The organism is Nissabacter sp. SGAir0207, from assembly GCF_005491205.1.
Lineage (GTDB): Bacteria > Pseudomonadota > Gammaproteobacteria > Enterobacterales > Enterobacteriaceae > Chimaeribacter.
This window is the reverse complement of the sequence record NZ_CP028035.1, coordinates 3002895-3024180: the sequence shown is the minus strand read 5'-3', so window position 1 is coordinate 3024180 and position 21286 is coordinate 3002895. Positions and strand designations below refer to the sequence as shown.

Here is a 21286-nt window from a genome sequence, read left to right as displayed (position 1 = left end):
CTGGGGGGCGTAAAGCGCGCTATTCTAAACAACTGCCACAGCCGGTGCCACCGTGAAACCGGCGGCACCGGCCTAATGCATCAGGCTGATTAACCATTCATGCATTACACTAAGGGGAAATGCGGTTTATTTCGCCACCAGCGCGTCGTCAAGCCACTCTTCAAAGGGCGCTTTTGGCATCGCGCCGCTCAGCAGATCGACCACCTGTCCCTTATGGAACAGCATGATGGTCGGGATGCTGCGGATGCGGAAACGGGCGCTGAGGGCCTGCTCCTGTTCGGTGTTGATCTTCAGGAAACGCATTTTGCCGGCTCGCTCCTGAGCCACGGCCTCAAAGACCGGGGCGAAGTTCAGGCACGGCCCGCACCAGGGCGCCCAAAAGTCGACTACGACGGGCAGGTCGTCCTGCAACAATTTATCCAGGGTTGCGCCGGTCGCGTGGGCCACTTCGCCATCGAACAGCGGATGACCGCAGCGGCCACATTTCGCGCCGTCATCAATGCGGTCTTCAGGCAGGCGGTTGGTTGCCTGGCAGGATGCACATACGGTGTTCATAACAGAGCCTCAATCAGAAGGATGGGTGTCAGCCTGTCGCGCCACACGGCGGGGAAGCTCCCCCTGACGCACAGATGTTGCTGTGATGTTATCAGTATGGGGAGTTTCCCGCCGTTGGACAAAACGATTTGTTCAATGAGTGCAATAGATTTTAGCTTTTGGCGGTTTCGAGTGGTGCACCCGGCCCATATCAGGTAATCTGCGCGCCCAGCGCGTAGGTAGGTGGAGAGAAGAATGAGTGATTCATTAAGTGGTAAAAGCGGCAAAGTCAAAGTGATGTACGTCCGCAGTGAAGATGAGGGCGAATCCCGCAACAAGGATCGCCGTCCAGCCGGCAAGGGGCGCGATGGCGCACGGCCGGAAAATGGTCGCCGTAACGACCGCCGCAGCGAGACGCGCGGCAGTGACGCCCGTGGCGGCAGCGACAACCGCGGCAGTGACAGACGCAATGACACCCGCCGGAACGACCCGAATCGCCCACGCCGCCCGGCACGTGACGATCGTGACGACGGCCCATACAGCTCGCCGTGGAAGACCGTCTCCCGCGGCCCGGCGGATGAGACCACCCCGGATCACGGTGGCATCACCGGCAAGAGCTTCATCGACCCGGAACAGCTGCGCCGCCAGCGCGCCGAAGAGACGCGTGTCTATGGCGAGAACGCCTGTCAGGCACTGTTCGCCAGCCGCCCGGAGGCGATTGTCCGCGCGTGGTTCGTGCAGTCCGTGACCCCGCGTTTCCGCGAGGCGCTGCGCTGGATGGCGGCCAACCGCAAGGCTTACCACGTGGTGGAAGAGGAGGAGCTGGCGAAGGCGTCCGGCACCGAGCACCACGGCGGCGTCTGCTTCCTGATCAAGAAGCGCCAGGGGCTGGCGGCGGAAACCTACCTGGAGACCGCACCGGCGACCGACTGCGTGCTGGCGCTGGAGGATGTCGGCAACCCGCACAACCTCGGCGGCATCATGCGCACCTGTGCCCACTTCGGCATCAATGGCCTGCTGGTGCAAGATCCGGCGCAGCTGGAGTCTGGCGCGGCGGTGCGTACCGCTGAGGGCGGCGCGGAGCATGTGAAGGCGATCAACGCCGATGATTTCCTCGGCGTGCTGGATACCTTCCGCCGCGCGGGTTACACCATCGTCACCACCTCCAGCCACAAGGGCAACCCGCTCTCCAAGGCGACCCTGCCGGCCAAAATGGTGCTGGTACTGGGTCAGGAGCGCGCCGGCCTCTCTGACAGCGCCTGGCAGCAGGGGGACGTCAGCGTCTCCATCGGCGGCACCGGCAATGTCGAGAGCCTGAACGTCTCCGTCGCCACCGGCATCCTGCTGGGCGAGTGGTGGCGTCAGAATCAGGGCTAATCCTCTGATGCTGCAAAGAAAAACGGACGCCTCGGCGTCCGTTTTTTTATGCGTGTCACTCAGTGCGCGCCACCGCCGCCACCCGGCCCGGCGCCAAACGGCGGACGGGCAAACCACACCAGCGCCAGCAGCAGGATGAAGATGCAGCCGGAGAGCCAGAAGATCTCATTGGCCGACATAATCAGCCCCTGATTGGTGATCTGCTGTGCCAGATAGGCGGAGGCCTGTTGCTGGCTCATGCCGAGCTGCTCAAGCTGCTGATAGCTCTGCTGCGCCAGCGGATTATAGGGGTTCACCGACTCAGTCAGGTGCGCATGGTGCATTGCCTCACGGTCGGTCCACATGGTGGTGGTGATGGAGGTGCCGATGGAACCGGCCAGCGTGCGCATAAAGTTCGACAGACTGGAGGCTGCCGCCAGCCGCTCCGGCGGCAGGCCGGAGAGGGTAATGGTGGTCAGCGGCATGAAGAAGCAGGCCACGGCGAAGCCCTGAATAAACTGCGGCCAGGCCGAGGCCCCGAAGTCCATCCCCGGCTCAAAAGTCCAGGCGCGCCAGAAGAAGCAGACCGCGTACATGATAAAGCTGAAGGTCACCAGCCGCCGCATATCCAGCTTGTGGGCGAAGCGGCCGATAATCGGCGACAGGATCACCGGCAGGATGCCGACCGGCGCGGAGGCCAGCCCAGCCCAGGTGGCGGTGTAGCCGTAGACCTCCTGCAACAGCTGCGGCAACAGCACTATCGCACCGAAGTAGAGCATGTAGGCGAGGCTGATGCTCAGGCAGCCGATGGTAAAGTTGCGCTGCTTGAACAGCGACAGATCGACAATCGGGTGGTCGTCCGTCAGCTCCCAGACAATCAGGAAGGTCAGCGCCACCACCGCCACCACCGTCAGGATGATGATCTCCGGCGAGCTGAACCAATCCAGCTCCTTGCCCCGGTCCAGCATCACCTGCAAACAGCCGATGCCCACCACCAGCAGCACCAGCCCGACGGTATCAATCGGCTTGATCTCGGTACGCGTCTCGCGGTTACGCAGCGTCTGCAACGTCAGCATCACCACCGCCACGCCAATCGGCACGTTGATGAAGAAGATCCAGCCCCAGTGGTAGTTATCGCTGATGTAACCGCCGAGGATTGGGCCACAGATGGGCGCGACAATCACCGTCATCGACCAGAGCGCCAGCGCGATGCTGCGCTTCGCCGGTGGGTAGTTGCCCAGCAGCAGGCTCTGTGACAGCGGGATCAGCGGCCCGGCGACGATGCCCTGCACCACGCGGAAGAAGATCAGCATCTCCAGGCTGTTGGAGATACCGCACAGCCAGGAGGCGATGGCGAACATCGCCGTTGACCAGACAAACAGCCGCACCTCGCCGAAGCGCTTTGCCAGCCAGCCGGTGATGGGGATCGAGATGGCGTTCGCCACCCCGAAACTGGTGATCACCCAGGTGCCCTGGGAGTTGGACGCGCCGAGGTTACCGGCGATGGTCGGGATGGCGACGTTGGCGATGGTGGAGTCCAGCACTTGCATAAAGGTCGCCAGCGCCAGCGCGACCGTCATCCACGCCAGCTGCGCGCCCTCAAGGGGTTTTCTAACCACGCTTACCTCCGCTGGCCTCAGCCGCCATTTGCCTGAATGATGTCAGCGATCAGCTTATCGACCGGCGCCAGATCCAGCGTCAGGGCATTGGTCTCATACAGCGCCCCCTTGCGTGGCACGGAGGCGAGCATCTGGCCCTGCGGATCGCGGGTATCGACCTTGACCAGCGTGGAGAGGCCGATGCGCAGCGGGTGATCTGCCACCTGTTTCGGGTCCAGCTCAATCCGCACTGGCAGGCGCTGCACCACCTTGATCCAGTTGCCGGTGGCATTCTGCGCCGGCAGCAGGGAGAAGGCACTGCCGGTGCCCATGTCCAGCCCGACCACCTTGCCCTGATAAACCACGTCATCACCATAGATGTCGCTGACCACGGTGGCTGGCTGGCCGATGCGCATATTGGCGAGCTGTGTCTCTTTGAAGTTGGCATCGACCCACAGGTTGGTGGCTGGCACCACCGCCATCAGCGGCGTATTGGTGGTGATCTGTGCGCCCACCTGCACACTGCGGCGGGAGACATAGCCATCAATCGGCGCGACCACGCGGGTGCGTTGCAGCGCCAGCCAGGCATCACGCAACTGGGCGGCGGCCTGTTGGATCGCTGGCTGCTGCGCCAGCGGGGTAGAGAGGATCATGGCCTGATTGGCGTTGTACTGTTGCTGCGCCACATCCAGCGACGCCTTGGCGCTCGCCACCGCGTCACGGGCGTGTTGCAGCTCCTCACGGCCAATGGCGTTGGCCGCGCCCAGCACCACGCGGCGCTGGTAGTCAGTCTCAGCCTGACTCAGCTCGGTCTTGCGCAGGGCAATGGTCGCCTGATACTGCTTGCTGTTGATGATCAGCTGGTGGGTCTGGCGCACGCTGCTGGCCAGTTCGGTCTGGGCGCGCTCAAAAGCCTGCTCGGCGTCGGTGGGGTCGAGGGTCAGCAGCACGTCGCCCTTGTGCACCAGATCGGTGTCATCGACGTTGACGCGGGTCACGCTGCCCGTCACCTGCGCCATAATCTGCACCTGATTGCCCGCCACATAGGCGTCGTCTGTCTCCTGATAGTGGCGTGCCACCAGATACCAGTAAGCCAGATAGGCCGCGCCGGCCAGCAGGAAAATGATGCCAAGGATCAGCAACGCGCGTTTGCGCGAGCGTTTTTTGGCAGTGGGTTGCTGCGGCTGTTGGCTCTCCGCCTGTGCACTCATGGTTATCTCCACGTTTTTTTGGTGTTTATACGCGCCACCCAGAGTGGGGGCGCGGGTCCGATCCTTGCCAGTTGCCGGGGGCGGCAACAGAGACCGCCCTGTTACCGGAGCAACAGGGCGGTCAAAGTCATACAATCATTCGCCGGCGTAGCCTGCCTGGTGGCGCATCCCACGCCACACCGCCTGCGGGCCAGACCGGCGCGGAGCCGGCGGTTACAGCGCGGCCGCGTGCTCCTTGACATCCATCTGGTCAAGCCGGCTCAACAGCTTGCGCGTCAGCACCTCCAGTTGCTTCTGTTCGCCCTCGTCCAGCGTGGACCATAGGAAGTGCAGGGCCTGATGCTGAGGCGGCAGCAGTTGACGCAGGAAATCCTCGCCCGCCGGGGTCATGTGCAGATGCAGGCAGCGGCGATCGTTGTCGCTCTCGCGGCGCTCAATCCAGCCGCGCTTCTCCAGCTCATCGGCGATGCGGGTGGCATTGGTGCGCGACGAGCCGAGCGCCGAGCTTAACTCAGAGGGCTGAATGCTGTGGCTCTCCTGCGCATCCAGGGTGATCAACGCCATAAACAGGGTTTCGTTGATGCCTTGGGCCTTGAGCATCTTGTTGCGGTTTTCCAGCAGTTTGCTCTGCATATGCATGCAGAGGCGCGTCAGCAGGATCTCCTGATAGGGAAAATCCTTCTGGCGTTTAGCGCGGAATGCCAGCATCTGTTCAATAGGGGTAAACGAACTGTCCATATAGAGCAACCTCTTTAGTTACAGGCGGTATAGTAACCATAGTTATTAATAAAGTAAACGCTGTGCCAGACGCATGGGCCAAGCTTTAAGTATCGGAGAGAGTGTCACGCGGGACGCGCGCGGCGCCGCCAGCGGGCGGTGCCGGCAACCGATGAACCGGCAGGAAACGGTTTCCGCCGGGGCGGTCAACCAAAAGGGTGGGTACTGCGCTCATTGGTTACATCCTTGGTATCCACGGCAAAGGGTTGGTCTGACAGGCATGGAGGCGCCCCTGCAGGGAGCATCCGGCGCCCGGCAATCACTACACCCGCGTTTCCCGGCCAGCAAGCCGGGGAAAACGGGCATTTTCCGCCAGAGGGCGGGGCATCAGCGCCCCGACAACTCTCTTTCTTCGCAGGCGGCGCTTCCCCGAAAGGTGCCACGCGGGCAAGTCGGGAAAGGCCACGAAATTTAACATGTCTTAACAGTGATAACAGGTAGTCAAAATATAATTTATTACGCAAACATTACCAGAGTGTTAATACTGTTAATACCCTCTAAGTCAAATAAATCGCAATTATTACTATTCGCAGGCTAATCAGGTTCAGTGCTTCGCATTGAGCAGCCAATGCAGCAGATTCACCGCCGCGATGCTGGCGCCCACGCCCGCCACCCCGGCCCAGCCAAAGTGTTGGTAAGCACTCGCTGACAACAGCGAACCAGCCGCGCCGCCGATGAAGTAGCTGGTCATGTAGCCGGCGGTCAGGCGGTTACGCGCCTCCGGCAGGGTACGGTAGATCACGCTCTGGTTGGTGATGTGCACTCCCTGAACCGCCAGATCCAGCACCAGAATGCCGACCACCAGCCAGCCCACCGAGACGCTTCCCCAGTAGATTGCCCCCCACGAGAGCAGCAGCAACAGCAGCGCGGCGGTGGTGGTGTGCTTGGCGAACCCCTTGTCCGCCAGGTGGCCAGCGCGGGTCGCGCCCAGTGCCCCGGCCGCCCCGGCCAGACCAAACAGCCCAATGGTTCCTTCAGAAAAGTTGAAGGGTGGGCTGGCGAGCAGGAACGCCATGGAGGTCCAGAGAATGCTGAAGTTGGCGAAGGACATCATGCCAATCAGCGCGCGGGTACGCAGCAGCGGATTGCGCAGGAACAGGGTGAAGATGGAGCCGAGCAGCTGGGCGTAGTTCAGATCGCTGTGCTGCTTGTAGCGCGGCAGCACGCGCCACAGCACGCCCGCCATGATGAACATCAGCACGCTGGCGATCCAGTAGATGGCGCGCCAGCCGCCGACGCTGGCCACTGCCCCGGCCACGGTGCGTGCCAGCAGGATGCCGAGCAGCAGGCCGCTCATGATGGTGCCAATCACCTTGCCGCGCCGGTGCGGCTCGGCCATGGTGGCCGCCAGCGGCACCAGCACCTGCGCCACCACCGAGAACAGGCCGGTCAGCGCGGTGCCAAACAGCATCAGCGGCAGGGTGGTGGAGGAGGCGGTCACCAGCATCCCGGCGGCGGCCAGCAGCATCATCAGCACAATCATGTTGCGGCGTTCAAACTTGTCGCCGAGTGGCACCAAAAACAGCAGGCCGCAGGCGTAGCTGACCTGCGCGACAGTGACAATAAAGCCAGCCTGATTGACCGACAGCGCGAAGTGCTGCGCGATGGTCTCCAGCAGTGGCTGGGCATAGTAGTTGCTGGCGACGGCCAGCCCGGTAGCGATGGACATCAGCAGGGTAAGCAGCGGCGTCAGCGTCGCTTTTTTATGTTCTTGTGTCATGGGCGTGCATTGGTCAGGGGAAAGGAGCGGGGATTATTACGCAGAGGGGAGGGGGTGGCAACCAACCAGAAGGCTGAACACGCCGCCACCGGGGCGGCGTGGGAGTATCATTATTGCGCGGCGGCCGCCGCCTCCTTGACCCAGCCATCAAACAGCGCCTGATGCGCCTGGATCCAGCCGTCGGTCTGGCGCTCAATATCCGCCTCCGAGCTTTGGCCAGCGTGCATCGCCGAGTTCTGCGCGTTGATGTCCTTCAACGGCAGCTTCATGATGGCGAACAGTTTCGCCGCCGCCGGGTTCTTCTCCGCCCACGCGCGGTTGGCGACGATGTGCATGGTGTTCACCTTGAAGCCATAATCCTTGCCGTTTGGCAGCTTGGTACTGCCATTTGGCTCGCCCGGCACCACCGAGAAGGGCACCTGCAACCACAGTACGTCACGGCCCGGCACCAGCACATCGCTGACCCAGTAAGGCGTCCAGGTGTAGTAGAGGATCGGCTTGCCCTCTTTATAACGGGTGATGGTGTCCGCCATCATCGCCGCGTAGTTGCCTTGGTTGTGCGTCACGGTGTTGGTCAGGTCATAGGCCTTGAGCTGGGCATTCAGCGCCGCCTCACAGCCCCAGCCCGGCGTACAGCCAGCCAGATCGGCCTTGCCGTCGCCGTTGGCATCAAACAGCTTGGCAATCTCCGGGTCTTTGAGCTGCTCGACATTGGTGATGTGGTGCTGCTCGGCGGTCTTGCGGTCAATCAGGTAGCCCTGCGCCGCGCCGCTGACATAGTCACCCTGACGGTAGAACAGCTTATCGCCACCGGCGGCGTCATACATATCATCATGCAGCGGCTGCCAGTTGACGGCCATAAAGGTGGCATCGCCCGCCGCCAGCGTGGTGTAGGCGACGTTGTAGTCCACCTCGCGCGTCTCCTGCACGGTGTAGCCCAGCTTCTCCAGCGCCTTGTTGACCAGCAGGGTCTGGAAGGTCTCCTCACTGATGGTGCTCTGGATCGGCTGGACAGTGACGCCCTTGCCGGGCAGATCGGCGGCGGCGGCGGCGGTGGTCAACAGGGCGCTGCCGAGCGCCAGCACCTGCCATGTGCGTGCTTGCATATCGTCTCCTTAATCAGAATTGTTAACCGGCGGGACAGCCCCGCCGGGGAGGGGATCAGGCGTCAGCCCGGCGCAGGAAGGGGCGCGACAGCAGGCCCAGCGGGCCAGTGGCGAACCAGCGGCGTGGGCCTTTGTGGCGGCGGGTGCGGCCGAGGGACTGGGTCAGGCGATCGAGGATGATCGCGAGGATCACGATCCCAACGCCGCCGACCGAGGCCAGCCCCATGTCGAGGCGGCCAATGCCGCGCAGCACCATCTGGCCGAGGCCGCCGACGGCGATCATCGAGGCGATCACCACCATCGACAGCGCCAGCATCAGCGTCTGGTTAATGCCAGCCATAATGGTCGGCATCGCCAGCGGCAGTTGCACCTTGAACAGCAGCTGGCGCGGGTTAGCGCCGAAGGACTCCGCCGCCTCCACCAGATCGGCCGGCACCTGATTGATGCCCAAGATAGTCAGGCGTACCACCGGCGGCAGGGCGAAGATGATGGTCACCACCACGCCGGGCACGTTGCCGATGCCGAACAGCATCACGATTGGCACCAGATAGACGAAGGCTGGCGTGGTCTGCATCGCATCCAGCATCGGGCGGATCACCCGGCTGGCACGCGGGCTGCGCGCCAAAAAGATGCCGAGCGGCAGGCCAATCAGCACGCAGAAGAACAGCGCGGTCAGCACCAGCGCCAGCGTCACCATGGCCTGTGACCATGCACCGATGGCGCCAATCGCCACCAGCGCCACCAGCGTGGCGGCTCCCATGCCCGCACCGGCAATCTGCCAGGCGATCAGCGCGAACAGCACAATCGCTACCGGTGACGGCAGCCCCTGCAACAGTGCCTGAAAATGGGTCAGGATGATGTCAATCGGCACCCGGATGCCCTGAAACAGCGGGCGGAAGTGCAGCACCAGCCAGTCGATCGCCACTGTCACCCAGTGGTCGAGCGGGATCAGCGTCTGGTGGAACGGGTCGAGCCATGAAAAGTGCTCCGGCGCGGCCTGCGGCCCGGCGCTCAGCCAGTCATTGCCCGCGGCGCTGGCCTGATGGGCACTCTCCACCGCGCCCTGGCTGGCGGCGCTGGCACCGCCGGAGGCGTTGTCCGCTGACCAGGGATCGATGCTCGCGTCGAGCGGGGCGGCAGAGGTGGCCGCATCGGCCTGCCCGCTGCTGGCCCACGGATCGCTCTCGGCCTGCGCCGCCTGGGCGAATTGGGTAATAGTGTCAGGATTACGCATTGGCATTGCCCTCCTTGTCCAGTGCCTGCAACAGCATGGCTTTCGAAATGATGCCGAGGTAGTGGTTCTCCTCCGCCACCACCGGCACCGCACACGGCGCGGCGGCCACCTGGGCGATCAGCTCGCCGAGCGGCGTATCGGCCGCCACCGGGGTTGGCTCCGGCAGCAGCGCGCTCTCCAGCGAGCGGCCCCCCTTCAGCGCCTCTTTCAGCGAGTCGGTGGAGACCACGCCGACGAAACGCTGCCCGCGCTCCAGCACGTAGCCGTAGTCACGGTCTTCATCCTCCAGCAGCTTCAGCGCCGAACGCGGGCCAAAGCCGGGAGTGTGGCGCAGCAGCGTCACCGCGCGGCGGCGGGCAATGTCCTTGGCGCTGAAGACGTTGCTGATATCCACGCCACGGAAGAAGGTGCGCACATAGTCATTCGCCGGGTTGTTGAGGATCTCATCGGGCGTGCCGACCTGCACCACGATGCCGCCCTGCATGATGGCGATGCGATCGCCGATGCGCATCGCCTCGTCGAGGTCATGGGAGATAAACACGATGGTGCGCTGGTGGCGTGACTGGAGTTTCACCAGCTCATCCTGCATCTCGGTACGGATCAGCGGGTCGAGCGCCGAGAAGGCCTCATCCATCAGCAGCACGTCCGGGTTATTGGCCAGCGCCCGCGCCAGCCCGACACGCTGGCGCATCCCGCCGGAAAGCTCATCAGGGTAGACGTGGGCGTAGTTCTCCAGCCCCACCTGACGCAGCGCGTCGAGCGCCTTCTCCTCGCGCTCCGCCGCAGGCATCCCGGCCAGCTCAAGGCCAAAGGCGGTATTATTCAGCACCGTCAGGTGCGGCATCAGGGCGAAGGATTGGAATACCATGCTGATCTTATTCCGCCGCACCTCACGCAGCCGGCTGGCGGATATTTTGGCAATGTCCTCGCCATCGATCAGCACTTCACCGCGGGTCGGTTCGATCAGACGATTGAGAAGGCGTACCAGGGTGGATTTGCCCGAGCCAGAGAGGCCCATAATGACAAAGATCTCGCCTTCTTCAATGGCCAGACTGGCATCCTTGACGCCCAACGTCAGCCCGGTTTTTTCAAATATCTCCTCTTTGCTCTTTCCAGCCTCAATCATTTTGAACGCCCGCTCCGGGTGTTCGCCAAATACTTTATACAAGTTCTTCACTTCAAGTTTTATTGCCATGCGATGCTTTTCCTCGCGGGTGGTAATAGAAAATTGGATGTGAAAATTACATGGAATTCATCAATATCGAATATCCGATCCAAAATTTAAACGCTCTATACCCTAGCATAAAGAGAATCCCTGACAACCCTGAACGGGGGAGGGAAAATAGCTAGCAACCCATTCACAGAATATTATTCTGTGAATGGGTTGGCGGAAGTTCCACGGCTATTTCCCGTGTGAGGATGCGCTATTTCCCAATTAATCGGGCATGGTTTCCCTAGTAATAACAATGGCTGCGGCCATAGGGTTGACAAATGGCCGGAAATGCGCCGCCGCAGCTATTTTCAGGGCAGGGAGTGGAGGAGTTTCCGCGAGGTGAAGTGGGTTAATCGCCGGCAAACAGAATATCTCGCTGTTTGCCGGGCAGATTATTTCACGTTGGCTGGCTGGTTTTGCGGTAGAGGCGGCGAGGGTGGCCAATTTTGCCGTACTGCATCTCCACCTGCACAAAGCCGCTTTCGACACAGAACTCCAGGTAGCGGCGCGCGGTGGTTTTGCTGATGCCGCTCTGCGCCACCACCTCATCCACCGACCAGGCAACATCCGGCCGGGCGGTGAACAGCCCTTTGACCAGCGCGAGGGTGTTTGGCTCAATTCCTTTCGCGCCTGCGTCATCCGCCGGGCGGCGCGCTTGCAGGTTGTAGAGCGCGTCAACGTTGCTCTGGTCAATCACCTTGAAGCTGCGCTGCGCTTGGGTGAACTGCATAAAGCGCTCCAGCGAGTTGCGCAGCCGCTTGTAGGAGATGGGTTTGATCAGGTAGTCAAAGGCCCCGCCACGGATCGCCTGACTACAGGTGTGCATGTCGCTGGCGGCGGTGATAAAGATCACCGAGCACTCGCTGCTCTTGAGTAGCGGCGTCTCCACCAGCTCGATGCCCTGCCCATCGGGCAGGAAGTTGTCCAGCAGCAGCAGGCGCGGGCGGTGGGTGGCTATCAGCCGACGCGCCTCCGCCAGCGAGGCGGCGATGCCCACCACCCTCAGCGCAAAGTTCTGCTCGATAAAGTCGGCGTGCAGCCGCGCCAGCGCGGCCTCATCCTCGACGATCACCACCTCCAGCCGGGAAAAGCCGGGATCGGGCGTCAGGTTCTGTTCCATCATGTGTCCCTTCAGGTTAATGCGGCCGGCGGGTTGGGAATAAACAGCGAAAACAGCGTGCCACGCGGCGTGTTGTCCGCCACCTCAATCAGCCCCCCGGCCTGCGCGACGTAGCGTGCCACCAGATAGAGGCCGATGCCGTGGTCGCCCTCCGGCTTGCTGGTGACGCCCGCCTCAAACAGTGAATCACGCAGCGCTGGCGCGATGCCGCAGCCCTGATCCGCCACCTCGATCACCAGCTCATCATGGGCGTCCGCCAGATAGAGCGACACCTCACCGCCCGGCGGCGTGGCGGCAAGGCTCGCCTCCACCGCATTGTCCAGCAGGTTGCCGAGGATCGACATCAGCTCGCTCTCGCTCAGCCGGGTCAGCGGTTGTTGCAGGCGGCAGGCGGGGTCGAACGTCAGGAGCACCCCCTTCTCGTGGGCGGCGGCGAACTTGCCGAGCAGCAGGCCGCACAGCGCTGGTGAGGCAAAGCGCCCCGAGAGAAAATCGAGCAGCGCCTGCGTACCGGCCGACTGCGCCTCAATATAGCGTACCGCCTCGTCATAGCGCTTCATGTGCAGCATCCCGGCCAGCGTCGCCGTCCAGTTGAGCTGCTCATGGCGCATGATGCGCAGGCTGTCGGCGTAGCGCGTCACCTGGCTGAGCTGGCTGCTCAGGGTGTTGATATCATTTTTGTCGCGAAAGCTGATCACCCAGCCCTGCGGCCCGCGCTCATCCACCATCTCCACCCGGTTGGCGATCACCTGTCGCTGGTTGAAGCGGCAGATCTCATCGTGGCGGTTGGTGGCGTCATGGGCATGGAAAAAGTCGGGCGTGGCGTGGATCACCGCCTCCACCGGCAGGCCAATCAGCGCCTCCTCCGGCGGGTGGATCGCCAGCAGGTCGCGTGCCGCCTGATTGATGCTGATGATGCGCCGTGCCGGGTCAAGCGCGATCACCCCCTCATAGATTGCCGCCAGCAGCGCCCGTTGCTGGCGCACCAGCTGGCCAATCTGCTCCGGCTCCAGCCAGAACATCTGCTTTTTCAGCCGACGCGAGAAGGCCCAGGAGAAGAGGAACAGCGCCAGCAGCAGCAACAAAACAAAGCCGACAATCTGCGACACCTGCCGGGCATTGAGCCGGGCGATGTGCGACTCCAGATAGCCCACCGACACCAGCCCAATCACCTGGCCCTGCGCATCGCGCACCGGTGCCTTGCTGCGCAGTGACAGCCCGGTGCCGCCCTGACGCACCGAGATGATCCCCTGGCCGCGCAGCACCTCGCGGTTGTCGCCGCCGACCAGCGGCGTGCCGACGCGCTCCGGGTGCTCCGAGTGGTAGAGGTGGCGCGCCTGCCGGTCGCCAAACACCAGATAGCTGGCGTCGCTCTGCGCCCGCAGCCGGTCGCCCATCTGCCGCAGCGCCGCGCGATCGCCCCGCGCCATCGCCTCGATCAGTGAGGGGATCTGCGCAATCTCCCGCGCCTGCACCTGCGCCCGCAGGCCCAGATCGCGGTGCAATTGTTGATCAAGTGTATGGTAAAGGTAATAAGCAATCAGCCCTAGCAGCAGGCAGGAGCAAGCGACCAGACTGAGGAACAGCCTGATTTGGAAAGAGAGTCGGGGTTGGTCAGCGGTCATGCGGCGCAGGTTTGGCAAAAAGGAGCATTTGTTTAACCTACCATTAACAATGCGGCGGCGTTACTCCCTTTTTGTGCGCCGGGGTGAAAACACCACAAACCCTGCAATCTTTCTAAAGGGAGTTGCATTAACACCATAGAAACCATTATCCCCATAATCCCCCCGATCTAATTTTGAGCACCTTCACACCCCCGGCAGGGGGGCTTTCCCTATCCTTGCCTGACAACGACAAAAAGGGGAATGCAATGAGCACGAGCGATGATGCCTATCTGGCGACAAAAGAGCAGGGCGCGGCCCAACCGACCCGCAGCGAACGCTGGTGGCGCGTGATGGACACCTACAAGGTCAGCATCATCCCACTGCCCCTGTTTGTGCTGGCGGGCGGGCTGATTTTGCTCGACTGTCTGGCAGGCAAGCTGCCGAGCGACATCGTGGTGATGGTGGCGACGCTGGCGTTCTTCGGCTTTGCCTGCGGCGAGTTTGGCAAGCGCCTGCCGCTGGTGGGCAAGCTGGGGGCGGCGGCGATCTGCGCCACCTTCATCCCGTCGGCGCTGGTGCATTATGGCCTGCTGCCGGAGGTGGTGGTGAGTTCGACCATCGCCTTCTACAAATCCACTGACATCCTCTACCTCTACATCTGCTGCATCATTGTCGGCAGCATCATGAGCATGAACCGCGAGGTGCTGATCCAAGGCTTTATGCGCATCTTCGTGCCGATGCTGTGCGGCGAGCTGGTGGGGATGGTGGTCGGGATGGCCGCTGGCATGGCGCTGGGGCTGGATCCGTTCCAGACCTTCTTCTTCCTGATTTTGCCGATCATGGCTGGCGGCGTGGGCGAGGGGGCGATTCCGCTTTCGATGGGCTATGCCGCGATCCTGCACATGGATCAGGGCGTGGCGTTGGGACGCATCCTGCCGATCGTGATGCTGGGCAGCCTGACGGCGATTGTGATCGCTGGCGTGCTCAACCAACTGGGCAAGCGCTACCCGCACCTGACCGGTGAGGGCACATTGATGCCAAACCGCCGCGGCCACATGGCGTCAATGACCGAGGATGAGGGGCGACCCGACATCAACGCGCTGGCCTGTGGCGCGCTGCTGGCGGTGCTGCTCTATATGGTCGGGATGCTCGGCCACCGGCTGATTGGCCTGCCGGCCCCGGTCGGGATGCTGTTTGTCGCGGTGCTGCTGAAGCTGGTGAATGGCGTGTCGCCGCGCATCCAGCAAGGCTCGCAGATGGTGTACAAATTCTTCCGCACCGCCGTCACCTACCCGATCCTGTTTGCCGTCGGCGTGGCGATCACCCCGTGGCAGGAGCTGGTGGACGCCTTCACCGTGCAGAATCTGGTGGTGATTGTCTGCACCGTCAGCGCGCTGGTCGGCACCGGTTTTCTGGTTGGCAAGAAGATCGGTATGCACCCGATTGACGTGGCGATTGTCTCCTGCTGCCAGAGCGGGCAGGGCGGCACCGGCGACGTCGCCATCCTCACCGCCGGCAACCGCATGTCGCTGATGCCCTTCGCGCAGATCGCCACCCGCATCGGCGGCGCCATCAACGTCTCCGTCGGGCTGATGGTGCTGGCGCACTTCCTGTCATAGGGCAGGGGGGAACGTAATCACCGCCCGGCCCCGTGCCGGGCGTTCTATTTTCTGAGGCGCCTGCGGGCGCGTGGCAAAGGATTGACGATGGCACCTGAACTGACCCATAGCTTCTCCCTCTCCCTGACGGTCGATCGACCGACGATCATTAGCCGGTCGCCAGATCGCGGCAAGCGGCAACTGATCCCGATTCTCTCCGGCACCCTCTCTGGCGCGTTGCGGGGCCATGTGCTGCCGGGCGGCGTGGACAGCCAGATCATTGACCGCGATGGCCTGTGCCGTCTCTCCGCCCGCTACGCCGTCGAAACCGACAGAGGCGATCGCTTCTACATTGAAAACAACGGCCTGCGCCGTATCCCCCGCCAGTGGTGCACCCGACTGTTTGAGGACGATCTGGCCTTCTTCAACGACATCCCGCCCGGCGAAATCTACTTTCGCACCACGCCCACCTTTGAAACCTACAGCGATAATCTGCGCTGGCTAAGCGAAAGCCTGTTCATCTGTAGCGGCCAGCGCAGCGCCAACGGGTTGGAGTTGGCGTTTTACCGCGTGGAATAGGCCCCTTATCCCGCCATCAGGCTCACATGGGCTGCCACGATGCGCCAGCCGCAGGGCAGCCTGACCCAGGTCTGCATCTGGCGGCCAATCTGGTCGCTCCCCTCGCGGCGGAACTCGGTACTGGTGACGCCCATGTCCTCGCCGAAGGTGGTGATGGTGGTGTTCTCCAGCGTGCGCGCCAGCCCCTGTGACGGGCGGTGCAGGCGGAAGTCGCGGATCGCCTCAATGCCGTAGAGGTTCTCGCCCGCGCCGTAGCGCACGGTGCGCGCATCATGCCAGAACAGCTCATCCAGCACCTCAATGTCATTGCCGATCAGCGCCTGCTCATAGCGGTAGAAGGCGGCGTTCAGCTCCGCCAGGATCGCCGGGCGATCGATATGTTCACTCTTCATCTCAGTTCCCCAATCTCTATGGAATGTGGCTCAGGCCACAGAAACGGCCACGGCTTTTACCACCCCTTGCTGCTCCAGCGCCCAGGCGGCGCGCAGGGCAAGATCCTCCCGCCACGGCGGCGCGATCAGCTGCACGCCAATCGGCAGGCCGCTGGCGGTGGCCAACGGCACCGTCACCACCGGCAGGCCAAGGAAGGAGAGGGGCTGGGTCAACATTCCCATGCTGGCGCGGGTCGGCAGATCCTGCCCGTTGATGCGGATGCTCTCCTGCCCAATCGGCGTGGCGCAACAGGGCGTCGCCGGGGCGATCAGCAGATCCCAGCGGTTAAACAGCGGCTTCACCTGTTGTTGCAGGTGGCGGCGGAAGCGCTGCGCCTGAATGTACCACGCGGAGGGGATCATCGCCCCGGCCAGCAGCCGCTCGCGTGACAGTGGCTCGAACTGCTCTGGCATCGTGCGCAACAGCGGCAAATACTGGTTGCCGCCCTCGGCGGCGGTAGTGATAAAGGCGGCGCTGCGCGCCAGCTCCGCCTGTGGCAGCAACACCTCCTCCTGCGCCTCCAGCGCCCGCGCGACCTGTGCCACCGCGGCGCGGGCATCATTGTCACACCACTCGGCAAAGAAGCCGCCGAGCGTCGCCACCCGCAGCCCCTGCTGGCCCTGTGGCAACAGCGGGGCGGTCAGGCCCAGCGGCTGGTCGGCCTGAAAGGCATCCTGTGCGTCTGGCCCCTGCAATGCGTCATAGACGGCGGCGAGATCGGCGCTGCGGCGCGCCATCGGCCCGATGTGGTCGAGGCTGGCGACGAACGGCTGGCTACCGTGGCGCGACAGGCGGCCAAAGGTCGGTTTCAGGCCAAGGATGCCACACAGCGAGGCGGGTACGCGGATCGAGCCGTTGGTGTCGCTGCCAAGGGCGGCACTCACCAGCCCGGCGGCCACCGCCGCGCCGGAGCCGCCGGAGGAGCCACCGGCGATGCGGCTGAGGTCATGCGGGTTGCGCGTCGCGCCGTAGTGGCTGTTCTCGGTGGTGAAGCCGTAGGCGTAGGCATCCATGTTCAGCATCCCGGCCAGCAGCCCGCCGGCCTGTGCCAACCGCGCCACGGCGGTGGCGTCGGTGGCCGCGCGTGGTCGCTGGCTGTAGAGGCTGCCGCCCGCCAGCGTCACCTCGCCGGTGACGTCGAACAAATTTTTCACCGCATAAGGGATGGCGGCCAGCGGCGGCAGAGTCTCACCGGCGGCGCGGCGGGCGTCCACCGCCTTGGCCTCACGCAACATGCGCGCCTCGGTCACGCCGGTGAAGGCGTTGATGGCCGGGTTGACGCGCTCGATGCGCGCCAGCGTGGCGGTGGCGATCTCATGGGCGCTCACCTCGCCCTGTTGCAGCGCGGCGCGCAGGATGGCGATCGGGGCGGTCAGCAGCTCGTTCATGCGCGGTACACCCCGGCGATCTCAGTGCGCGCGTCGAGCGGCAGCGCCATCAGCGGCTCGGCCATCATGGCGATGCGGCTGAACTGAGCCAGCAATTCGGCGCGGCGCGGCTCATCCAGCGTCAGGCCGAGCACTGCCTCCATCTGTTGCAAGTAGGCCGCCCAGTCGGGGGCGGCGGGTTGGGAAGGGGTCATGCTCTCTCCTTAATGGTCAGAATCCGGCGGCACTGCCGTTGCTGCGCGGGTCGAACGCGCCCTCAAACATGCCGTTGGTGTGGCGCACAATCGCGCCAGCGTGGCCGACCGCCTCGCTGAAGTCCGGCAGTGACTCCACCTCATGCCCGCGCTGGCGCAGGCTCTCCAGCGTGGCGGCGCTGAAGCGCCCCTCCAGTTTCAGCGAGTCAGAGCTGTCGCCCCAGGTGCGCCCCAGCAACCAGCGCGGCGCGCTGATCGCCTGTTGCAGCGGCATCCCCTGCACCACGTGGCGCACGAACAGCGCCGCCTGCGTCTGCGGCTGGCCGTCGCCGCCCATCGAGCCGTACACCAGTGTGCGGCCATCCGCCAGCCGCGCCGCCGCCGGATTGAGGGTGTGGAACGGCTGCTTGCCGGGGGCCAACTCCAGCAGGTGGCCCGGCTCCAGGCTGAAGGAGGCGCCGCGGTTCTGCCACAGCACACCGCAGCCCGGCAGCAGCACGCCACTGCCGAATTCGTGGTAGAGGCTCTGGATAAAGGAGACCGCCAGCCCGCTGCTGTCCATCACGCCGAGCCAGACGGTGTCGCCCGGCCCCTTGCCCTTGCCCCAGTCGGCGGCCTGCGCCGGATCGATGCGGGCGGCCAGCGCGTCGAGATGCGCCGGGTCGAGCAGCGCCTGCGCGTCCTGCGTCATGTGGCGCGGGTCGGTGATAAAGCGGTCACGCAAGCCGAAGGCCAGCTTGGTGGCCTCGACAATGCCGTGCAGGGTGTCGGCGTCGTCGCTCTCCGCCAGATCGAGGCGGTCAGTGATGCCGAGCATCGCCAGCGACACCAGCCCTTGGGTCGGCGGCGTCAGGTTAAATACCTCGCCCTTGCTGTGCAGCAGGCGCAGCGGCGTGCGGCGCTGCGGGCGGTAGGCGGCCAGATCGGCGCGCGTGACCGGCATCCCGGCGCTCGCCATCTCGTCGGCCATGCGGTCAGCCAGCGCGCCACGGTAGAAGCTCTCCAGCCCCTCATCGCAGAGGGTCGCGAGGGTGCGCGCCAGCGCCGGTTGGGTGAAGCGGCTGCCGCCGGTGGGGATCGCCCCGCCCGGCAGGAACACGCTGGCAAACTCCGGCAGGTGGGCCAGCTCGTGGGCTTTGCTGCGGGTGGCGGCCTCCTGTGAGGCGGTGACCGGAATGCCATCGGCGGCGTAGCGGATGGCGTCACGCAGCAGCCGATCGAGCGGCAATGGCTCGCCGCCCAGCTCGGCGCTGACCGCCAGCGCCTCCTGCCAGCCGCCGACGGTGCCCGCCACCGTCAGCGCCGCCTGCGGCCCGCGGTGCGGGATCTGCGCCGCGCCAGCGTAGCGCGCCGGGGTCGCCAGACTGCCCGCCGCGCCGCTGGCGTCAATCGCCACCGGATCGCCCTGCGGCGGCACAATCAGCCAGAAGCCGTCGCCGCCCAGCCCGTTCATGTGTGGGTAGACCACCGCAATGGTGGCCGCCGCCGCGACCATCGCCTCAATGGCGGTGCCGCCCTCGTGCAGCACCGCCAGCGCGCTCTGGCTGGCCAGATGGTGCGGGGTGACCGCCATGCCCAGCGGCGCGCAGTTACTGTTTATCATGCCTGTTCCTCTTGCTGCCCCTGCGGGCGGATTGATGGCGATAACCAAGCAAGAGGCGTTCCACTTTGCGGGGTGGGGCGGCAATGGCGCTTGCCTCGCCCCTCCAGGCTCGTGTTACCTTGCCGGTCATGCTGCCGTGGAGACGGTGAAACAGATGTTGCAAGGTGAGCCATGAAACAGATTGATGAACGCCTGCGCGGCCACTACGCCGCACTGACGCCGCAGGAGCAGCGGGTGGCGGACTTTATTTTCGAGAACCTCGACCACCTGATGAGTTACAACAGCGCCGAACTGGCGCGGCTGAGCGGCGTCTCCAAGGCCACCGTCAGCCGGCTGTTCAAGCGGCTCGGTTACCCCAGCTACCGCGAGATGCGTGACGAGGTGCGGGCGCTGCGCCAGACCGGCTTGCCGCTGGCCGACAGCCGGGACGCGGTACAGGGCAATACCCTGCTGGCCCGCCACTACAAGCAGGAGATGGCCAACCTGACGCAGTGGGTAAACCAGATTGACCCGGCACAGTTCACGGCGGTGATTGGGGCGCTGGCGGCGGCGCGGCGCGTCTGCCTGCTGGGGTTCCGTAACAGCTACCCGGTGGCGCTGCACCTGCGTCAGCAGCTGTTGCAGATCCGCCCCGGCGTGCAGCTGATGCCGCAGCCGGGCCAGACGCTCTCGGAGGAGCTGGTGGATTTGACGCCCGAGGATCTGGTGATCTTCGTCGCCTTCCGCCGTCGGCCGCGGGCGGTGCGCACCCTGCTGGCGCATTTGCAGGCGCGGCAGGTGCCGACGCTGCTGGTGTGCGAGCCGCAGGCCAGCACGCTGCCAGCACTGGCGCGCTGGCATCTGGCCGCGCCGCTCGACAGCGTGTCAGCCTTTGACGCCTACTCGGCGGCGATGAGCCTCGCCAATTTGCTGAGCAACGCGCTGCTGCACCAGATGCTCAGCAGCGGCCGCCAGCGCATCCACCAGATCGCCGATCTCTATGGCGATCTGGACGAGCTGGAGCAGCGCTGATCCCCGCACCCACACAGTGCGCGCGCACCCCACTGGTGCGCGCCGCTGGGGCAATGCCCCGTCATCTCTTTTCCCCTTCGCCGTAAGGCCGCCACCGGGCGGCATTTTTTCTCTGTGGCCTGCGTCACACGGTTGGCACATTAGTTGCAGAATCTCTGGCATAAGAATCTATCGTTTCATCCTTTGCACACCGGAGATATGCCCATGAACTTCAGGAAACCCCTTTTCGCCCTGGCCGGGGCGGCGTTGATGCTGATGCAGGCCTCCAGCGCGCTGGCCGACCAACTGGAACAGATCCAGCAGCGCGGCGTGCTGCGCGTGGCGGTGCCGCAGGACTTCCCGCCGTTTGGCTCAGTGACGCTGGATCTGCAACCGCAGGGGTATGACATCGACATGGCGCACTATCTGGCCGACAAGATGAAACTAAAGTTGCAACTGGTGCCGGTCACCAGCGCCAACCGCGTGCCCTACCTGCAAACCGACAAGGTCGATCTGGTGATCTCCAGCCTCGGCAAAAACGCCGAGCGTGAGAAGGCCATTGACTTCAGCCGCGCCTACGCGCCGTTCTTCCTCGGCGTGTTTGGGCCGAAAGGAACGACGCTCACCGACGCCAAGCAGCTGGCCGGGCAGAGTATCGGCGTGACGCGCGGCGCGGTGGAGGACATGGTGCTGAGCGAGATCGCGCCGAAAGAGGCACAGCTGAAACGCTACGAGGACAACAACACCACGCTGTCGGCCTACCTCTCCGGGCAGGTGAAGTATGTGGCGACCGGCAACCTGGTGGTGGCGGCCATCGCCCGCCAGAACCCGGAGAAGGCACCGGAGGCGAAATTCATGCTGAAGGACTCACCCTGCTACATCGGCCTGCGCAAGGATGAGCCAGCGCTGAAGGCGAAAGTGGATGAGCTGATTGGCGAGGCGTTGAAGGACAACACCCTGAACACCCTGTCGCAGAAGTGGCTGCACGCGCCGCTGCCGGCGGATCTTGGCGCGTAACGGGAGCCGGTG

Annotated in this window: 19 protein-coding genes; 5 read left to right on the top strand and 14 right to left on the bottom strand. The window is 64.0% G+C overall.

Annotated elements, in window-relative coordinates:
• Positions 1 to 126 precede the first annotated feature (126 nt).
• Entirely contained in the window at positions 127 to 555 is a 429-nt protein-coding gene (trxC, locus tag C1N62_RS13495; RefSeq protein WP_137764123.1) for a thioredoxin TrxC, read from the bottom strand.
• Positions 556 to 789: 234 nt separating this feature from the next.
• Here trxC and C1N62_RS13490 point away from each other — a divergent pair, with 234 nt between their 5' ends.
• Positions 790 to 1911, top strand: coding sequence for a tRNA/rRNA methyltransferase (locus C1N62_RS13490; protein ID WP_137764122.1), 1122 nt, complete (start codon positions 790 to 792; stop codon positions 1909 to 1911).
• A gap of 59 nt (positions 1912 to 1970) precedes the next feature.
• Here C1N62_RS13490 and emrB read toward each other — a convergent pair whose 3' ends face one another.
• The 9 genes from emrB to C1N62_RS13445 form a co-directional block, all read right to left on the bottom strand.
• On the bottom strand, positions 1971 to 3470 hold the full coding sequence (gene emrB / locus C1N62_RS13485) for a multidrug efflux MFS transporter permease subunit EmrB (RefSeq protein ID WP_240775784.1): 1500 nt from the start codon (positions 3468 to 3470) through the stop codon (positions 1971 to 1973).
• 56 nt (positions 3471 to 3526) lie between these two features.
• Positions 3527 to 4699, bottom strand: a complete 1173-nt coding sequence (gene emrA / locus C1N62_RS13480) for a multidrug efflux MFS transporter periplasmic adaptor subunit EmrA (RefSeq protein WP_137764120.1) — start codon at positions 4697 to 4699, stop codon at positions 3527 to 3529.
• Positions 4700 to 4912: 213 nt separating this feature from the next.
• A complete protein-coding gene (gene mprA / locus C1N62_RS13475) occupies positions 4913 to 5437 on the bottom strand; it encodes a transcriptional repressor MprA (protein WP_137764119.1) in 525 nt (174 codons plus the stop codon).
• A gap of 583 nt (positions 5438 to 6020) precedes the next feature.
• Entirely contained in the window at positions 6021 to 7196 is a 1176-nt protein-coding gene (locus tag C1N62_RS13470) for an MFS transporter (protein WP_137764118.1), read from the bottom strand.
• A gap of 110 nt (positions 7197 to 7306) precedes the next feature.
• Positions 7307 to 8302, bottom strand: coding sequence for a glycine betaine/L-proline ABC transporter substrate-binding protein ProX (proX, locus tag C1N62_RS13465; RefSeq protein WP_137764117.1), 996 nt, complete (start codon positions 8300 to 8302; stop codon positions 7307 to 7309).
• A 55-nt stretch (positions 8303 to 8357) separates the two neighbouring features.
• A complete protein-coding gene (gene proW / locus C1N62_RS13460) occupies positions 8358 to 9536 on the bottom strand; it encodes a glycine betaine/L-proline ABC transporter permease ProW (protein WP_137764116.1) in 1179 nt (392 codons plus the stop codon).
• On the bottom strand, positions 9529 to 10731 hold the full coding sequence (gene proV / locus C1N62_RS13455; protein ID WP_137764115.1) for a glycine betaine/L-proline ABC transporter ATP-binding protein ProV: 1203 nt from the start codon (positions 10729 to 10731) through the stop codon (positions 9529 to 9531). Before proV ends, proW begins: the two co-directional genes overlap by 8 nt.
• Positions 10732 to 11146: 415 nt before the next feature.
• On the bottom strand, positions 11147 to 11872 hold the full coding sequence (locus tag C1N62_RS13450; RefSeq protein WP_240775701.1) for a response regulator: 726 nt from the start codon (positions 11870 to 11872) through the stop codon (positions 11147 to 11149).
• A gap of 8 nt (positions 11873 to 11880) precedes the next feature.
• Positions 11881 to 13494 (bottom strand): sensor histidine kinase, encoded by a 1614-nt coding sequence (locus C1N62_RS13445; RefSeq protein WP_137765011.1) that lies wholly within the window; start codon positions 13492 to 13494, stop codon positions 11881 to 11883.
• 245 nt (positions 13495 to 13739) lie between these two features.
• Between C1N62_RS13445 and C1N62_RS13440 the strand changes: the two genes are divergently transcribed.
• Complete coding sequence (locus C1N62_RS13440) at positions 13740 to 15092, top strand: 2-hydroxycarboxylate transporter family protein (protein WP_137764114.1); 1353 nt, start codon at positions 13740 to 13742, stop codon at positions 15090 to 15092.
• Between the two features lie 87 nt (positions 15093 to 15179).
• Entirely contained in the window at positions 15180 to 15650 is a 471-nt protein-coding gene (locus C1N62_RS13435) for a DUF3237 domain-containing protein (RefSeq protein ID WP_137764113.1), read from the top strand.
• A 5-nt stretch (positions 15651 to 15655) separates the two neighbouring features.
• On the opposite strand, the gene hpxZ is transcribed toward C1N62_RS13435, so the two are convergent.
• From hpxZ to C1N62_RS13415, 4 genes are read right to left on the bottom strand one after another with little or no spacing between them, the layout of a single operon-like run.
• The gene (hpxZ, locus tag C1N62_RS13430) at positions 15656 to 16042 is read right to left on the bottom strand and encodes an oxalurate catabolism protein HpxZ (RefSeq protein WP_137764112.1); all 387 of its coding nucleotides are present in this window, start codon (positions 16040 to 16042) and stop codon (positions 15656 to 15658) included.
• 30 nt (positions 16043 to 16072) lie between these two features.
• Entirely contained in the window at positions 16073 to 17470 is a 1398-nt protein-coding gene (locus C1N62_RS13425; protein WP_137764111.1) for an AtzE family amidohydrolase, read from the bottom strand.
• Positions 17467 to 17664: an oxalurate catabolism protein HpxX gene (gene hpxX, locus C1N62_RS13420; protein WP_137764110.1), complete on the bottom strand. Its 198-nt coding sequence runs from the start codon at positions 17662 to 17664 to the stop codon at positions 17467 to 17469. The genes C1N62_RS13425 and hpxX overlap by 4 nt, the downstream gene beginning before the upstream one ends.
• Before the next feature lie 16 nt (positions 17665 to 17680).
• Entirely contained in the window at positions 17681 to 19267 is a 1587-nt protein-coding gene (locus C1N62_RS13415; protein WP_137764109.1) for a gamma-glutamyltransferase family protein, read from the bottom strand.
• Between the two features lie 171 nt (positions 19268 to 19438).
• On the opposite strand from C1N62_RS13415, the gene C1N62_RS13410 reads away from it, so the two are divergent.
• Entirely contained in the window at positions 19439 to 20278 is an 840-nt protein-coding gene (locus C1N62_RS13410; protein ID WP_137764108.1) for a MurR/RpiR family transcriptional regulator, read from the top strand.
• A gap of 204 nt (positions 20279 to 20482) precedes the next feature.
• Positions 20483 to 21274 carry a transporter substrate-binding domain-containing protein gene (locus C1N62_RS13405; protein WP_137764107.1) on the top strand — a complete coding sequence of 264 codons (792 nt, stop codon included), beginning with the start codon at positions 20483 to 20485 and terminating at the stop codon, positions 21272 to 21274.
• Positions 21275 to 21286 lie beyond the last annotated feature (12 nt).

Coding starts and splice junctions, on each gene's coding strand:
- proW (WP_137764116.1), bottom strand. CDS start 9,536: ATGCGTAATCCTGACACTATTACCCAATTCGCCCAGGCGGCGCAGGCC.
- proV (WP_137764115.1), bottom strand. CDS start 10,731: ATGGCAATAAAACTTGAAGTGAAGAACTTGTATAAAGTATTTGGCGAA.
- C1N62_RS13410 (WP_137764108.1), top strand. CDS start 19,439: ATGAAACAGATTGATGAACGCCTGCGCGGCCACTACGCCGCACTGACG.
- proX (WP_137764117.1), bottom strand. CDS start 8,302: ATGCAAGCACGCACATGGCAGGTGCTGGCGCTCGGCAGCGCCCTGTTG.
- C1N62_RS13450 (WP_240775701.1), bottom strand. CDS start 11,872: ATGATGGAACAGAACCTGACGCCCGATCCCGGCTTTTCCCGGCTGGAG.
- C1N62_RS13405 (WP_137764107.1), top strand. CDS start 20,483: ATGAACTTCAGGAAACCCCTTTTCGCCCTGGCCGGGGCGGCGTTGATG.
- C1N62_RS13440 (WP_137764114.1), top strand. CDS start 13,740: ATGAGCACGAGCGATGATGCCTATCTGGCGACAAAAGAGCAGGGCGCG.
- hpxZ (WP_137764112.1), bottom strand. CDS start 16,042: ATGAAGAGTGAACATATCGATCGCCCGGCGATCCTGGCGGAGCTGAAC.
- mprA (WP_137764119.1), bottom strand. CDS start 5,437: ATGGACAGTTCGTTTACCCCTATTGAACAGATGCTGGCATTCCGCGCT.
- C1N62_RS13470 (WP_137764118.1), bottom strand. CDS start 7,196: ATGACACAAGAACATAAAAAAGCGACGCTGACGCCGCTGCTTACCCTG.
- C1N62_RS13445 (WP_137765011.1), bottom strand. CDS start 13,494: ATGACCGCTGACCAACCCCGACTCTCTTTCCAAATCAGGCTGTTCCTC.
- C1N62_RS13415 (WP_137764109.1), bottom strand. CDS start 19,267: ATGATAAACAGTAACTGCGCGCCGCTGGGCATGGCGGTCACCCCGCAC.
- hpxX (WP_137764110.1), bottom strand. CDS start 17,664: ATGACCCCTTCCCAACCCGCCGCCCCCGACTGGGCGGCCTACTTGCAA.
- emrA (WP_137764120.1), bottom strand. CDS start 4,699: ATGAGTGCACAGGCGGAGAGCCAACAGCCGCAGCAACCCACTGCCAAA.
- C1N62_RS13425 (WP_137764111.1), bottom strand. CDS start 17,470: ATGAACGAGCTGCTGACCGCCCCGATCGCCATCCTGCGCGCCGCGCTG.
- emrB (WP_240775784.1), bottom strand. CDS start 3,470: ATGACGGTCGCGCTGGCGCTGGCGACCTTTATGCAAGTGCTGGACTCC.
- C1N62_RS13490 (WP_137764122.1), top strand. CDS start 790: ATGAGTGATTCATTAAGTGGTAAAAGCGGCAAAGTCAAAGTGATGTAC.
- C1N62_RS13435 (WP_137764113.1), top strand. CDS start 15,180: ATGGCACCTGAACTGACCCATAGCTTCTCCCTCTCCCTGACGGTCGAT.
- trxC (WP_137764123.1), bottom strand. CDS start 555: ATGAACACCGTATGTGCATCCTGCCAGGCAACCAACCGCCTGCCTGAA.